This is a genomic window from Amycolatopsis thermalba (assembly GCF_023376025.1).
In the GTDB taxonomy this organism is placed as follows: domain Bacteria; phylum Actinomycetota; class Actinomycetes; order Mycobacteriales; family Pseudonocardiaceae; genus Amycolatopsis_E; species Amycolatopsis_E thermalba.
The window spans coordinates 2,265,576-2,279,614 of sequence record NZ_CP091196.1 but is presented as its reverse complement, the minus strand read 5'-3'; the positions used below and the strand labels follow the sequence as shown (position 1 = coordinate 2,279,614).

Here is a 14,039-nt window from a genome sequence, read left to right as displayed (position 1 = left end):
GGCTCACTTCACGATCTTCTTGGCTTCGTCGACCACCTGCTGCCAGGCCTGGTCGGGCGGTGTCCCCTGCTCGACCGCCTGCAGCGCCGGGCTGGTGACGTTCTCCTGGATCTGGCCGTCACCCGGGCCCTTGTACTGCGCGCGGGTCACCTTCCTGGCCTGCTCGGAGTAGAGCCGGCCGACCAGGGTGTCGCCGAAGTACGGCTCGGTCTGCTGCAGCAGCTGCGGCGAGGACAGCGCCTGCGTCTGGCTGGGGAAGTTGCCGCGTGCCTGGAACGCCTTGAGCTGCTGCTCCGGCGCGGTCAGCCACGCCGCGAACTCCGCGGCCTCCTTCGGGTGCTGGCTCTGCTTGGGCACGGTCAGGTAGGAGCCGCCCCAGTTGCCGCCGCCGTTGGGGAACGCGTCGGTGACCGCCCACTTGCCCGCGTTGCCCGGCCCGGCGTTCTCCTCGACCACGCCGAGCATCCACGACGGGCACACGGTGGTGGCGAAGGATCCCTGCTGGAAACCGGTCTTCCACTCGTTGCCGAACGCGATGAGCTTGGCGGACTGGCCGCGCTGGATCGCGCCGGTGATGCGGTCCCAGGCCGCCTTGATGCCCGGGTTGGACTCGATGGTGAGGTCGTCGTTGCGGTCCAGGTAGCCGGTCTCGAGCTGGTTGACCATCGAGTTGTACAGCTGCGAGGACGCGTCGAACCACGCCTTGCCGCCGGTGCGCTGCACGTACTGGTCACCGGCCGCGAAGTAGGACTCCCAGGTCGCGAACAGCGACTTGACGCCCTCGGGGTCGGACGGCAGCCCGGCGGCCTGCAGCAGGTCCTTGCGGTAGCACAGGGCCAGCGGGCCGATGTCGGTGCCGTAGCCGATCAGCCTGCCGTCGGAGTCCTTGCCGGCCTCGTACTTCCAGTTCAGCCACCGGTCGGCGGTCACGTCCTTGGGACCGATCTCGGTGAGGTCGTTGAACTTGGACGACTTGTCGATGATGTCGGAGAAGTGGCCCTCCTCGACCGCGACCACGTCCTCCAGGCCGTTGCCCGCGGCCAGCTTGGTGATCAGGTTCTGGTGGTAGGGGCCGCCCTCGCCCGTCTTGTGGTGGGTGATCTTGATGTTGGGGTGCAGGCGTTCGTACTCGGGGATCAGTTCCTCGTACCCGAACTCGGTGAAGGTGCCGATGGACAGCTCGATCCGTCCGTCGCCGGAGGTTCCGGACGAGCCGCCGCCACCACAGGCGGCCAGGCTCGCGCCGAGCACAGCCAGGCCGATCGCGAAGCTCACGCCCTTGTGAAGATGTCGCACGTCGTTTCCCTAACTCGTGGGGTTCCGGGGAGAGAGATTTTGGGAGCGCTCCCAGAACGGGGTTGAGTGTGTCGCTAGTCACCAGCCTTGTCAAGATGCGCTATTGTTGGAAGCGCTCCCATCAATGGCGGAAGGTGACCCGGTGACCGCACACGGCAACCACGAGGGCCGGCCGACGCTGGAGGACGTCGCCGCGTTCGCCGGGGTCTCCCGCTCGACGGCGTCCCGGGCGCTGAACGACGACCCGAACGTCAGCGCGCGTGCCCGGGAGGCGGTGCGCGCGGCGGCCGCCGATCTGGGCTATTCGCCGAACCAGGCGGCGCGGTCGCTGGTGACGCGGCGGACGGGCGCGGTGGCGGTGGTGCTGTCCGAGCCGGAGGAGGTCCTGCTCGGGGACCCGTACCGGACGGCGGTCATGCGCGCCGGGTACCGGGAGCTGGCCGCGACCGGGATCCAGATGGTGTTGATGTTCTGCGACGGGCGCGCCGACCTGACGCGGACGCTGCGGTTCCTGGAGGGCGGGCACGTCGACGGCGCGCTGGTGTTCGCGCCGCACCAGGCGGACCCGTTGCCGCGGGCGCTGCGGCTGCTGCGGTTGCCGGTGGTGTTCGGCGGTCCGGCGGGCGGGGTGGCGCGCGGGGTGCACGTGATCGACTTCGACAACGAGTCCGGCGCGCGGCTCGCGGTGGAGCACCTGGTTTCCCGGGGCCGCCGTCGCATCGCGACGGTCGCCGGCCCGCAGGACCAGACCGCGGCGGTCCACCGGCTGTCCGGGTGGCGCAAGACCCTGGCCGACGCGGGACTGGACTCGGCGGGCCTGGCGGAGGAGGCGGATTTCACCCTGGACGGCGGCCGGATCGCGATGGACCGCCTGCTGGCCCGGGAGCCTACGCTGGACGCGGTGTTCGTCGCCAGCGACGTGATGGCCGCCGGGGTGCTGCAGTCACTGGGCGCCGCGGGCCGCCGAGTCCCGGCCGACGTGGCGGTCGTCGGCTTCGACGACCACCCGGCACTGGCCGCCGCGATGAACCCCCCGCTGACGACGGTGCACCAGGACCCGGCCGCCCAGGTGCGCCAGATGGTGGCCACCCTGACTACCCTGCTGGCCGGCGAAACGCTGCCCCCGCGGCGGCAGGTGCTGCCGGTGTCGCTCACCCTGCGGGAATCGGCCTAGGGACGTCCGGCAGCGGGGCGCCACCGGACGTCCGCCGGTCAGCCGCCTGCGGGTCCGATGTGGACGACCTTCGTGACGGTCATCTCGTCCAGCAGCTCGGGTCCGTAGCCGAACCCCTCGCCGCTGGCCTTCCGCGGGTGGGCCGCCCCGGCGGGCGCGCCGCCGAAGACGTTGTTCACCTTCACCGTCCCCACCGGCAGCTCCCGCCACGCGCGCTGGGCGTGCGCCATCGACTCCGTCAGCACCGTCGCCGTCAGGCCGTACCGGTCGTCGGCCGCCTCCTCGAGCGCCTGGTCGAAGCTGTCCACCACGCGCACCGGCGCGACCGGCCCGAACGTCTCCTCCGTCAGGACCCGCATCGACGGCGTGCATCCACTCAGCACGGTCGCCGGGTAGTGCGCGCCCGGCCCGTCCGGCAACGTCCCGCCGGCCAGCAGCGAAGCACCCTGCGACACCGCGTCCTCGACGTGCGAGTGCACGTGCTCGCGCTGACGCTCGTCCACCAGCGGCGCCATCGGCACCTCCGACGGGCGCTTGCGCGCCTCCGCCACGAGCGCGTCCAGGAACTCGCCGGCCACCGCGCGGTGCACGTAGATCCGTTCCACCGACACGCAGATCTGCCCGGCGTTCGCGAACGCCCCCAGCGCGGCCTGCGCGGCCGCCCACCGCGGATCGACCCCGGCGTCGACGATCAGCGCGTCGTTGCCGCCGTTCTCCAGCAGCACCTTCGCCCCGGTCCGCGCCGCGGCCACCGCCACCGACCGGCCGGTCGCGGTGCTGCCGACGTGCGCGATCACGTCCACGTCCGCCGACTCCGCGAGCCACGCCCCGACCCGGCCGTCACCGTCCACGCAGGACAGCACGTCCGCCGGCAGGTGCCGCGCCAGCAGCTCGGTCAGCATCCGTCCCACGTGCGGGCACCGCTCGCTCGGCTTGTGCACCACGACGTTGCCGGTCGCCAGCGCCGCGCCGAGCAGCCCGCACGCGACCGCGACCGGATCGTTCCACGGCGTCAGCGCCACCACGACCCCGCGCGGCTCGGGCACCATCAGGTCCGTCGCGTCCCAGCCGCCCTGCAGGCTCCGCCCGCGGTGGGCCGGGCCCAGCTCGGCGTACTGCTCCAGGGTTCCCGCTCCGGCGAGCACGCCCTCGCGCGCTTCGTCGAGCAGCTTGCCGGTTTCGCGGTGGTTCATCGCGGCCAGCTCGTCCGCCCGCTCGCGCAGCTCGGCCGCCGCGGCCTTCAACGCGGTGGCCCGCTCCCCCGCCGCGGTCCGCGCCCAGTCCGCGAACGCCGCCCGCGCCGCGCGCACCGCCGCGGCGGCCTGCTGCTCGGTCGCGCTCGGCACGCGTCCCACCAGCTCACCGCTCGCGGGGTCGTGGACCTCGATGGCCGCGTCTTCCCGGGTCATCAGCTCAGTCATCGCACCTCCTGTCCGCGGTGCGAGTACCCCTGCTTCTCCTCCGCGACACCCGGGCGGGTCAGTCCTCGGCGATCTGCTGCGCCTTCGCGTAGGCCAGCTGCAGGAAGTCGGCGCCGGTCAGCGCGGCCAGCGCCGACGCGACCAGGCGCGTGAGGCGGGGGGCGAAGACGTGGCCGATGGTGAACCCGGTCACCACCCACATGTCGAGGCAGAACGGGCAGCTGAGCAGTTCGCCGACGCTGTGCCGGAGCCCGGAGGGCTTGCGCACCTCCTCCATGACCTCGGCGGGGCCGCCGGTGTCAGCGTATCGGGTGAACGGGGCGCGCAGGGGGCTGGTGACGGCGTCCTTGCTGATGGTCCGGGCCAGCTTGTGGGTACCCATCGCCATCAGGGCGATATCGGAAACCCGCAGGTCACGGGGCAGCTTACGGCCGGTGAGCACGGCCGCGAGTGCCGCCGCCACCACGAGCGAGGTGTAGACGATCATGACGACGAGATAGCCGCCCAGCGGACGGTCGTGGTCGCCCCGGTAGGCGTCGGCCTCGGCGCGACCCGCGGCGGCGAGGTCCCGGAGTCCGGCGTGCTGCGCCATTCGTTCTCCTGTTGCTCGGCTGTTCGTGCGGCCACCGGGTACCCCCGAGGTCCGCGGGCAACCACACCGCCGCGAAGGAGGAGAAATGCCGCAACACAAATACCTCTTCCGGCGCGCGACGCCCGAGGACGCCGACGCGATCCGGGACCTGGTCCACGCCGCGTACGCGAAGTGGGCGGATCTGATCCGGCGCGAACCCCTGCCGATGCAGACCGACTACCGGCAGGCCGTGACCGCCCACCGGATCGACCTGCTCTACGACGACGACCAGCTGGTCGCGTTGATCGAGATGATCCCGGCGGTGGACCACCTGCTGATCGAGAACGTCGCCGTGCGGCCGTCGGCGCAGGGCACCGGATACGGGCGGCTGCTGATGCGGCACGCGGACCTCCTGGCCCAGTCGATGGGCCTGCACGGCGTGCGGCTCTACACCAACGCGCTGTTCACCGAGAACATCCGCTTCTACCGGCGGCTGGGCTACCGGGTCGACCGCGAGGAGCCGTTCCTCGACGGGGCGCTGGTGCACATGAGTAAGGCGGTCTGATCACTTGTCCTTGTGCGGCTTCTTCTGCTGCCCCTTGTCCTTGTCCTTGCCCTTGTCCTCGCCGTTGCCCCGGTTGTCCGGGGCGGCCGTGGTCTCCTCGGCCTGGGTGACCGGGGCCGTCTTCGCCACCGGTGCCGGCGCGTCGCTCGTCACCGGCGGCGGGGCGGCCGAAACCGGGGCGGGCGCCGGAACGGACGAGGCGGGGACCTCCGCGGTGGACCCGTTGAGGAGTGCGAAGGCGAGAGCGGCCGCGGCGGCCGTCACCGCGGAGCCCGCGGCCACCGCCAGCCGGCGACGCGGCTTCACCACGGCCAGCGGCCGCGTCACCCCGCCGAGCACGGCCGACACTTCCCGCGCCGACGGCCGCGCGTCCGGGTCGCGATCTCCCATGCGCCGCAACAAGTCCGCGAGGTGCGGTGGGAGGCCGTCCGGCACCGCGGGCGGGCGGAGCAACCGCGCCACCGCCGACTCGGTGAGCGATCCCGGGTACTCGCGCCGCCCGGACAGGCATTCCAGCAGCACCAGCGCCAGCGAGTAGACGTCCGCGGACGGCCCGACCGGTTCCCCGCGGACCTGCTCGGGCGCCATGTACGCGGCGGTGCCCACGACGGTGCCGGTGGTGGTGAACCGGGTGGTGTCGTGGCCCTGCGCGATGCCGAAGTCGCCGAGCACGGCCCCGTCCGGGGCGAGCAGGATGTTCGCGGGCTTGACGTCCCGGTGCGTGATGCCGGCGCGGTGGACGTAGGCCAGCGCGTCCGCCAGCCGGGCGCCCAGCTCGATGGTCTCGTCCACGGAGAGCGGTCCCTCGGCGATGCGGTCCGCCAGGGTGGGGCCGTCGACCAGGCGCATCACGAAGAAGACGCGGCCGTCGCGGACGCCGGAGTCGTACAGCGGCACCAGGGCCGGGTGCCGCAGCCGGTCCAGGATGCGGAACTCCCGCGCCTGCCGCCGCTGCTGGGCGGGCGTCGGGCGCGCGTGGAAGAGCTTGACCGCGACCTCGCGTTCGGCGACGCGGTCCCACGCGCGGTGCACGTCGGCACTGCCACCGCCGCCGATCCGCTCCCCGAGCCGGTACCGCTCACCCATGTCCACGAGGAATCGCTACCCCTGCGCGGGTGCGGGCAAACCCCGCCAGGGGTGGCCGCGGCGACCCGGATCGGCAAGAGTGGGGCCATGAGCAGCGCAGAGGTGCGGGACGGCGTGTCGTTGACGAACCTCGACCAGTCACTGTTCGCCGATGCCGGCGCCACGAAGCGCGATCTGGTCGACTACCTGGACGCGGTCGCCGACCGGATGGTCGCGGCGTTGCGGGACCGGCCGCTGTCGGTCGTGCGGCTGCTGCGCGGCCAGGACCCGTTCATGCAGAAGAACCTGCCGAAGTACACGCCGGAGTGGGTGCCGCGGGTGAGCATGTGGGCGGAGAGTTCGCACCGGCAGGTGTCGTACGCGTTGTGCAACGACCGCCGCACGCTGCTGTGGTTCGGCAACCAGCGGGCGATCGAGTACCACCCGACGCTGGGCCTCGCGGGGCACCTGGAGACGCCCACGCATCTGGTGCTGGACCTGGACCCGCCGGAGGGGTCGGCGGCGTTCGGGCTGGCGGTGCGCGCGGCCCACCTGGTGCGCCAGGCCCTGGCCGACTGCGGGCTGGCGGGCGCGGTGAAGACGAGCGGGTCCAAGGGCGTGCACATCTTCGTGCCGGTGCGCGGCGCCGACGCTGAGCAGGCCGCCGCGGCGACCCGGGCGCTGGCCGCCCGCGCCGAGAAGCTCGACCCGGACCTGGCGACGACGGCGTTCATCCGCGAGGACCGCGGCGGCAAGGTGTTCCTGGATTCGACACGCGCCGGCGGCGCGACGGTCGTGGCGGTGTACAGCCCGCGGGTGCGCCCCGGGCTGCCGGTGTCGTTCCCCGTGCCATGGGAGGAGCTCGACAACGTGCACCCGGCGACGTTCACCCTGCGCGAGGCCGTCCGGCTGCTGGGTTCCGGGGATCCGTGGGCCGACTCGCTGCCGGAGCCGCAGAGCCTGCCGGAGGAATTGATCGAGCACGGCCGCACCATCCCGATCGCCCGGGTCCAGGCAATGCACGAGGGCAAACGCCGAGCCCGAGCCCGCCGGGAGCAGGACTCCTGACGGCTGGTGGTTCGCGGGGTCAGCGCCGCCGCCCTCCGCCGCGGAAGGCAGCCATGGGCAGCACTCGCCGCACCGGCCCGCGCCGCCGGGCCGGCCACCACCCACCCCAGCGAAGCGGGCCACCACGCGACCAGCAGCACTCGCGGCACCAGCCCCACCAACCGCCGCGCCGCCCCCCGCCGCAGCAAAGCGCCCCGGGCCGCCCGCCACGCCACCAGTGCACCCCGCAGCAGCCCACGGTCGTCCGGCCAGCCACCAGCAGCACTGCCCGCCGCCCCACCACCCGGCCCGTCGCCACCACCCCAGCGGGACCACATCGCTAACTCCGCGGCGTCTCCGAGCGGAAGCTGTGCCCCAGCTCCGGCCCGAGGCCGAAGTAGTGCCGGAAGTTGTAGATCAGCGGGCTCCACTCCCCTGGATCGACGTGCTGCGTCCCCGGCACCACGAGCCGTGACTCGCAGTGCACGCGCAGCACCTCCGCCTGCACCACGACGAAGCCGCCCGTGCAGCCCTCCCGCACCTCGGCCGCACGCGCTTCCATCGCGATCGGGCAGTCCGCCACCCGCGGCGGCCGGACCAGGTCGGAGTCCACCGGCTGCAGCCCAGCCGCCCCGAACTTGTCCGGTTCGTGGCGGAAGGCGCCGCGCTCGTGCTCCGGCACCGGGTCCGCCCCGGTGAGCGGGGTCAGCCGCTCCACCGCCCGCCACTGGTCCGGCCCCGGCAGGTTGATCACGAGGTCCGGACGGACGCGAAAGTTGGCCACCGTGTGCGACGCCGCGGCCAGCCCGAGCACGACCACCTGGCCGAGCGCCCAGGCCGAGGACATGGGCGCGAGGTTGGCGCTGCCGTCGGCGTTCCCGGTCGACAGCAGCACGACCGGGGTGCCGAAGCAGAGGATGCTCGGGCTGATCACGACGTGCTCGTCCGTGACGTTCATGCCGCTCACGCTAGAAACGGATCAGGTCGGCCCCGGCCGAACAGCCCCAAGGACCACGAGCCGGCCGGCGTGGTCGGGATGACAGGATTTGAACCTGCGACCCTCCGCTCCCAAAGCGGATGCGCTACCAAGCTGCGCCACATCCCGGTCGCCCCAGAGCCCGGGGCGGTGCGATCACTCTAGCGTGGCCCGCTAGACTCGCAGACGCGCCCGTGCGATGCGGGTGCATGCGGGCGTAGCTCAATGGTAGAGCCCCAGTCTTCCAAACTGGTGGTGCGGGTTCGATTCCCGTCGCCCGCTCTCGTTGTTCGCGGGTCGTTGGTACCGTCGCCCGGTGCCGCGGCTGATCTTGCTCAACGGGCCGCCCGCGTGTGGTAAGTCGACGCTCGCTGGGCGGTATGTGGACGAGCATCTGCTGGCGCTGAACCTGGACGTCGACCGTCTACGAAACCTGATCGGCCGCCGGCGCGACGACCCGCGCGCCGCCGGCCGGCTTGCTCGCGGTGTCGCGCTCGCTGCCGCACGCACCCACCTGGCATCCGGCCACGACGTGGTGATTCCGCAGTTCCTGGGCCGGACGCCGTTCATCGAACAACTCGAGGGCCTCGCCCGAGGTGGACGCCACGTGCCACGAGATCGTGCTGCTCGGCAGCAAGGAGAACACGGTGAGGCGCTTCGTTGAGCGCACGCGCGCGGCGGCGGATCCGCTGCACGTCGAGGCCCAGGAGATGATCGAGCGGTGATCGCCGCACGGCCGGGGGCGCGGATCGTCCACGTCGAGGAAGGTCAGGTGGACCTGACGTACCAAGCACTGCTGCGCAACCTCGCGTGAGGCAGACAAGCGACGTGGACGAACAGCTGCGCGCCGACGCCGAGGTTCTCTGGCACTACCACCACCTGCGCCACGAGCCCCGGCGGACGGATGTCGGCATCGGGCTCGGGAGTCATGATCTCGGCGTCGCCGGGTACGTCGCTGAGCTGTACCACGCGGGCCGGTTCCCGCTGGTCGTTTTCACCGGGGCCAACGCGCCCACCACCGTCGGGATGTTCCCGCGTGGGGAAGCCGTCCACTTCGGCGAGCACGCGCGCGCCCTGGGGGTGCCGGCGACGGCCATCCGGCTCGAGACCCGCGCCACCAACACCGGCGAGAACATCACCTTCACCCGCGACCTGCTCCGCGACCACGACATCCGCGAGGTCACCCTTGTCTCGCGCCCCTACCAGCAGCGCCGCGCCTACGCGACCTGCCGCAAGCTCTGGCCCGAGGTCGACGTCGTCTGCGCCGCCAAGCCACAAACCCTCGACGAATACCTGCACACCATCGCCGACGACGACCGGGTGATCAACATGCTCGTCGGCGACACCCAACGCATCACCGCCTACGCCGAGCGCGGGTTCGCCATCCCGCAACCGCTCCCGGCGACCGTCCGGGCCGCCCTGCAACGCCTCATCGACGCCGGCTTCACCAAGCGCCTCGTCTAGTGGTTCCCACGGGGCGCACCCTGCCGCTCACCGATCAGCCTGAGGCAGCCAGCGACGACACGCCCTCCCCGGCATCGCGCGCCCCGCCTACCCGCTCACCTGCCGCGCCGTCGCCATGGCGCGTTCCGTCTCCCAGAACGCCCGCATCGATCGGACCAGCCCGTCCGCTCCCACGCGGTACACGAACACGCCGTCCGTATCCACCCGGTACCCGCCGGGCAGGTACGTCGTGATCGTGCCGACGTTGGCCACCTCGTCCCCCGCCGCGAAGGAATCCTTGATCACGAACTCGAACCGCTCCACCTTCGCGATCGTCAGGTCCCAGAACGCCGCGATCCCCTGGTGCCCGTGGTGCCCGCGACCCTCCTCGTCGAACATCGACTTGCCGACCGGGTCCTCGACCACCGCGTCGTCAGCGAACAGCGCCAGCCACTCGTCCTTGGCGCCGCGGCAGGTCGCGTTCATCGACTTCCACGAAGCGACCCGCGCCGGCGGCTGCTCGGCATCGACGTCCCAGCACACCTGAACACCCATGGCACACCCCTTCAGAACCGGGAAATGATCTCGTCGGCGAACTTGCGGATCGCGTCCTTCTTCGGGCCGATCGGGTCGCCGAACCCGATGCCCTCGAACACCCAAGGCTGCGTCACGATGTCCGTCACGCCGATCTCGGCCTGCTCGCGGTAGCCGTCCAGCCCGAACCGGTCGATGCACACCGCCTGGACCTCGAACGGCACGTCGGCCCGCCCGTACTCGGCGCGCAACTCGGCCAGCCGCGCGATCGTCGAGCGCAGGTCGTCGAACTTCATCATCGCCGAGGACCAGCCGTCGCCCACCCGCGCGGCCCGCTTCAACGCCACTTCGGTGTGCCCGCCGATGTAGAACGGCACGTGCTCCGACGGCGCCGGGCTCATCTGCAGCTTGTCGAAGTCGAAGAACCTGCCGTGGTACTCGACCATCCCGCCGTCCAGGATCAGCCGCAGCACCTCGATCGCCTCGTCCACGCGTTTGCCGCGGTTGGCGTACGGCGCGCCGCACCACTCGAACTCCTCCGGCGACCAGCCCACCCCGAGCCCGAGCCCGAACCGGTTGCCGGACAGCACCGCGACCGACCCGACCTGACGCGCGAGCAGCACCGGGTTGCGCGAGCCGAGCTTGAGCACCGACGTGTAGAACTCGATCCGCTCCGTCACCGCGGCCATCGTCGCGACCGCCACCAGCGGGTCCGCCCACGGCGTGTCCGCGGTCCAGAACCGGCTGCCGTCGGGCGTGTACGGGTACTCGGCGGACACGTGCTCGGAGTAGAACAGCGAGTCCGGCAGCGCGATCGAGGAGAAGCCGCACTCCTCGGCGGTGCGCGCCAACTCGGTGAACTGGTCCAGGGGGTTCATCGCGACCGAGAGGGTGAACTTCATGCGCCCGAGACTATAACCTGTTCTAGTTTTCGTCGAGAGCGGAACCGCTTGCGCCGCGATTCCCGCAGGTCACAGACTGGGCGGATGATCCAGGAATTCGCCGGCGAGGTGGCGTCGAACTACGCGAAGTTCCGCCGCGGGTACCGGCCGGAGGTCCTCGACCTGCTCGCGGCGGAGTTCCCGCTCGGCCGGGTGCTCGACCTGGGTTGCGGCACCGGGCAGCTGACGGTGCCGATGGCCGCCAGGGCCGGCGCGGTGATCGGCATGGACCCCTCACCCGACATGCTCGCGCACGCCCGCGCCGCGGAGGTCCCGAACATCGTGTGGGTCGTAGGCGCGGACAGCGACGTGCCGGCCCTGGAGCCGCTGCTCGGCGGCGGCAGCCTCGATCTGGTCACCATCGGCCAGGCACTGCACTGGATGGATCCGGGTCCGCTGTTCGCCGCGCTGACCCGCCTGCTGCGGTCCGGCGGCGGGGTCGCGGTGATCGCCAACGGCACGCCGGTGTGGACGCAGCGCAGCCCGTGGGCGGCGGCGATCCGGCAGGTGTCCACCCGCTGGCTGGGCGCGCTGGAGTTCCCCGCGTGCGGCAGCAGCGAGGACGAGCGCGCGCGCTACCGCGACCTGCTCGAACGGGCCGGGTTCACCCGGGTGCGGGAACATCGTCTTGATCACACCGAACGGCTCGGCCTCGACGAGGTGGTCGGCGCCTTCTACTCCGCCGGCGCCCTGGAGAAGCTCGACGCCGCAGGTCGGCGCGCTTTCGACACCGACCTGCGGGCCGCGCTCCTGGCGGCCGAACCCGAGGGCGTGTTCACCGAGGAAGTGCCGGTGCGGGTGCTGTGCGGAACCTGGGAACCATCGGCGTAGCGCCCGCGTTGTCCGGTTCAAGACACCGAACTTCCGGGAGTAAGCCATGGGCACCACGATCACCGTGATCGTGCTCCTCGTCCTCATCGTGGGCGGCATCGCCTACTTCGCGAAGGCTCAGGCCGCCACCCGGCGGCGCCAGCTCGACGACGCCAAGGCCGACGCCCGGCGCCTGGTCGAGCGCCTCGGCGGGCAGGTGCTGAACCTCGTGGGTTCGAACGAGCCGGCGAAGCAGGCGCTGGCCGACGCGTCCGAGCGCTACAACGCGGCGGGCTCGCAGCTGGAGCAGGCGCAGACGGCCGAGCAGGCCAAGCTCGTCAAGGAGACCGCCCTGGAGGGCCTCTACTACGTGCGCGCGGCCCGCGAGGCGATGGGCATGGACCCGGGCCCGAAGCTGCCCGAGGAGACCGAGCGCGAGCGCGCCGGCAAGGTCACCGAGCACCGCAGCGTCGACGTCGAGGGCAGGCACTACGAGGCCTCGCCGAAGCCGGGCGACAACACGCCGTACTACTACCCCGGCGGCCGCGTGGCCGGCCGCCCGGTGCCGCAGGGCTGGTACAGCGAGCCGTGGTGGAAGCCGGCGCTCGTGGCCGGCGCGTGGGGCCTGGGCTCGATGTTCCTGTTCAGCGCGATGTTCAGCGGCATGGCCGGCATCGCGAGCGCCTCGGCGTGGGAGTCCGGCTACGACGCGGGCCAGGAGGACGCCATGGCCGACGCGGGAGCCGACGGCGGCGACATGGGTGACGCCGGTGGCGACGCGGGCGGCGACATGGGCGGCGACTTCGGCGGCGGGGACTTCGGCGGCTTCGGCGACTTCTGATTCACCCGACGGCGGGCCGGACGCGCAGTCCGGCCCGCTCGGTCATGCCGTCTGGCAGACCGGGCACCAGTAGAGGTTCCGCCCGGCCAGCTCGGTGTGCGCGACCGGCGTGCCGCACACCAGGCACGGCTGCCCGGTGCGCCGGTAGACGTAGACCTCGCCGCCGTGCCGGTCCTGCCGCGGCGCGCGGCCGGTGACCTCGGGCAGGTGCTCGTCGTCCACGGTGTCGATGCGGCCGATCCGGACGCCCTTGCGCATGAGCGCCACGAGGTCGGTCCACATCTCCTTCCACTGCACGTGGTCCAGCGCCCGGCCGGGCACCATCGGGTTGATCCGGTGCCGGAACAGGACCTCGGCCCGGTACACGTTGCCGACACCGGAGATCACCGACTGGTCCATCAGCAGCGCGGCGATCGAGGTCCGGGAGGCCGAGATCCGCTGCCACGCCTCATCCGGGCGGGCGTCGCGGCGCAGCGGGTCCGGGCCGAGGCGCGCCTTGATCGCGTCGACCTCGTCCGGGGTCAGCAGCTCGCAGCGGGTCGGGCCGCGCAGGTCCGTCCAATGTGTCCGGCCGGTCAGCCGCAGCCGGACCTGGCCCACCGGCGTGGTTTCCGGCAGTTTCGCCTCGGTGAACGTGCCGTAGAGTCCCAAGTGGACGTGCACGGACCCGAGCGGTCCGAAGTCGTGGAACAGGTGCTTGCCGTAGGCCTCGGCCCCGAGCATGACCCGGCCGTCCAAAAGGGCCGCCTCGCTCGCGAAGCGGCCCTGCGGACTGGAGACGCCCACCGGCGCGCCCGCGTAGCGCCGCTGGTGCAGGCGGGCGAGCCGGTGGAGGGTGTGCCCTTCGGGCATCAGGCAGGCAGCGGCGGCGGCGTGCCGGTGCGCTCGTAGTCGAGCATCTGCTGCACGCGACGGCCGTGCCGCGCGTCCTCCGACGGCGGGGTGGACAGGAACGTGTCGACGATCGCGGTGGCCTCGTCGACCGTGTGCATGCGGGCGCCGATGCCGATCAGCTGCGCGTGGTTGTGCTCGCGGGCGAGCGCGGCGATCTCCGGCTTCCAGGCCAGCGCGGCCCGGGCGCCCTTCACCTTGTTCGCGGCGATCTGCTCACCGTTGCCCGAACCGCCGATGACGATGCCCAGGCTGCCCTCGTCCGCCACCACTCGGCGGGCGGTCTCGATGCAGAAGGCCGGGTAGTCGTCGGCGGCGTCGTAGACGGCCGGGCCGATGTCGGTGACCTCGTGGCCCTGGCCCTTCAAGTACTCGACCAGGTGGTTCTTCAGCTCGAAGCCGGCGTGGTCTGATCCCAAGTAGACGCGCACGGGTTGGAGTCTCGCATCCGGACCCGAGCCGGG

General features: G+C 72.1%; 16 protein-coding genes and 2 tRNA genes. 8 read left to right on the top strand and 10 right to left on the bottom strand.

Annotated elements, in window-relative coordinates:
- Positions 1 to 3: 3 nt before the first annotated feature.
- Positions 4 to 1,296, bottom strand: a complete 1,293-nt coding sequence (locus L1857_RS11230) for an ABC transporter substrate-binding protein (protein ID WP_162831266.1) — start codon at positions 1,294 to 1,296, stop codon at positions 4 to 6.
- Between the two features lie 124 nt (positions 1,297 to 1,420).
- Between L1857_RS11230 and L1857_RS11225 the strand changes: the two genes are divergently transcribed.
- Complete coding sequence (locus L1857_RS11225; protein ID WP_249464980.1) at positions 1,421 to 2,470, top strand: LacI family DNA-binding transcriptional regulator; 1,050 nt, start codon at positions 1,421 to 1,423, stop codon at positions 2,468 to 2,470.
- A 38-nt stretch (positions 2,471 to 2,508) separates the two neighbouring features.
- Here L1857_RS11225 and L1857_RS11220 read toward each other — a convergent pair whose 3' ends face one another.
- Positions 2,509 to 3,891, bottom strand: a complete 1,383-nt coding sequence (locus L1857_RS11220; protein ID WP_249464975.1) for an aldehyde dehydrogenase family protein — start codon at positions 3,889 to 3,891, stop codon at positions 2,509 to 2,511.
- A gap of 58 nt (positions 3,892 to 3,949) precedes the next feature.
- The gene (locus L1857_RS11215) at positions 3,950 to 4,483 is read right to left on the bottom strand and encodes a DUF1360 domain-containing protein (protein WP_094007786.1); all 534 of its coding nucleotides are present in this window, start codon (positions 4,481 to 4,483) and stop codon (positions 3,950 to 3,952) included.
- A gap of 85 nt (positions 4,484 to 4,568) precedes the next feature.
- On the opposite strand from L1857_RS11215, the gene L1857_RS11210 reads away from it, so the two are divergent.
- Positions 4,569 to 5,027: a GNAT family N-acetyltransferase gene (locus L1857_RS11210; RefSeq protein ID WP_094007787.1), complete on the top strand. Its 459-nt coding sequence runs from the start codon at positions 4,569 to 4,571 to the stop codon at positions 5,025 to 5,027.
- Here the strand turns inward: L1857_RS11210 and L1857_RS11205 are convergent, their stop codons facing one another.
- The gene (locus tag L1857_RS11205) at positions 5,028 to 6,113 is read right to left on the bottom strand and encodes a serine/threonine-protein kinase (protein WP_249467409.1); all 1,086 of its coding nucleotides are present in this window, start codon (positions 6,111 to 6,113) and stop codon (positions 5,028 to 5,030) included.
- A gap of 87 nt (positions 6,114 to 6,200) precedes the next feature.
- On the opposite strand from L1857_RS11205, the gene L1857_RS11200 reads away from it, so the two are divergent.
- Positions 6,201 to 7,160: a DNA polymerase domain-containing protein gene (locus tag L1857_RS11200; RefSeq protein ID WP_116115161.1), complete on the top strand. Its 960-nt coding sequence runs from the start codon at positions 6,201 to 6,203 to the stop codon at positions 7,158 to 7,160.
- Positions 7,161 to 7,479: 319 nt separating this feature from the next.
- Here the strand turns inward: L1857_RS11200 and L1857_RS11195 are convergent, their stop codons facing one another.
- Together L1857_RS11195 and L1857_RS11190 are read right to left on the bottom strand one after the other, a co-directional pair.
- The gene (locus L1857_RS11195; protein WP_116111304.1) at positions 7,480 to 8,097 is read right to left on the bottom strand and encodes a flavin reductase family protein; all 618 of its coding nucleotides are present in this window, start codon (positions 8,095 to 8,097) and stop codon (positions 7,480 to 7,482) included.
- A 70-nt stretch (positions 8,098 to 8,167) separates the two neighbouring features.
- Positions 8,168 to 8,244 (bottom strand) — tRNA-Pro (locus L1857_RS11190).
- An 82-nt stretch (positions 8,245 to 8,326) separates the two neighbouring features.
- Here L1857_RS11190 and L1857_RS11185 point away from each other — a divergent pair.
- The 3 genes from L1857_RS11185 to L1857_RS11175 all read left to right on the top strand — a co-directional run bounded on the left by L1857_RS11185 (position 8,327) and on the right by L1857_RS11175 (position 9,579).
- Positions 8,327 to 8,397, top strand: a tRNA-Gly gene (locus L1857_RS11185).
- Positions 8,398 to 8,431: 34 nt separating this feature from the next.
- Complete coding sequence (locus L1857_RS11180) at positions 8,432 to 8,779, top strand: ATP-binding protein (protein ID WP_240323250.1); 348 nt, start codon at positions 8,432 to 8,434, stop codon at positions 8,777 to 8,779.
- A 164-nt stretch (positions 8,780 to 8,943) separates the two neighbouring features.
- On the top strand, positions 8,944 to 9,579 hold the full coding sequence (locus L1857_RS11175) for a YdcF family protein (RefSeq protein WP_116111303.1): 636 nt from the start codon (positions 8,944 to 8,946) through the stop codon (positions 9,577 to 9,579).
- Positions 9,580 to 9,666: 87 nt separating this feature from the next.
- On the opposite strand, the gene L1857_RS11170 is transcribed toward L1857_RS11175, so the two are convergent.
- Both L1857_RS11170 and L1857_RS11165 read right to left on the bottom strand, forming a co-directional pair.
- Positions 9,667 to 10,113, bottom strand: a complete 447-nt coding sequence (locus L1857_RS11170; protein WP_116111302.1) for a nuclear transport factor 2 family protein — start codon at positions 10,111 to 10,113, stop codon at positions 9,667 to 9,669.
- 11 nt (positions 10,114 to 10,124) lie between these two features.
- Entirely contained in the window at positions 10,125 to 10,994 is an 870-nt protein-coding gene (locus tag L1857_RS11165; protein ID WP_094007798.1) for an LLM class F420-dependent oxidoreductase, read from the bottom strand.
- Positions 10,995 to 11,078: 84 nt separating this feature from the next.
- Here L1857_RS11165 and L1857_RS11160 point away from each other — a divergent pair, with 84 nt between their 5' ends.
- Both L1857_RS11160 and L1857_RS11155 read left to right on the top strand, forming a co-directional pair.
- On the top strand, positions 11,079 to 11,864 hold the full coding sequence (locus L1857_RS11160) for a class I SAM-dependent methyltransferase (protein WP_116111301.1): 786 nt from the start codon (positions 11,079 to 11,081) through the stop codon (positions 11,862 to 11,864).
- A gap of 46 nt (positions 11,865 to 11,910) precedes the next feature.
- The gene (locus L1857_RS11155) at positions 11,911 to 12,684 is read left to right on the top strand and encodes a hypothetical protein (protein WP_094007800.1); all 774 of its coding nucleotides are present in this window, start codon (positions 11,911 to 11,913) and stop codon (positions 12,682 to 12,684) included.
- 42 nt (positions 12,685 to 12,726) lie between these two features.
- On the opposite strand, the gene L1857_RS11150 is transcribed toward L1857_RS11155, so the two are convergent.
- Together L1857_RS11150 and L1857_RS11145 are read right to left on the bottom strand one after the other, a co-directional pair.
- Positions 12,727 to 13,536, bottom strand: a complete 810-nt coding sequence (locus L1857_RS11150) for an Fpg/Nei family DNA glycosylase (protein WP_094007801.1) — start codon at positions 13,534 to 13,536, stop codon at positions 12,727 to 12,729.
- The gene (locus tag L1857_RS11145) at positions 13,536 to 14,006 is read right to left on the bottom strand and encodes a ribose-5-phosphate isomerase (protein ID WP_094007802.1); all 471 of its coding nucleotides are present in this window, start codon (positions 14,004 to 14,006) and stop codon (positions 13,536 to 13,538) included. Before L1857_RS11145 ends, L1857_RS11150 begins: the two co-directional genes overlap by 1 nt.
- Positions 14,007 to 14,039: the final 33 nt, after the last annotated feature.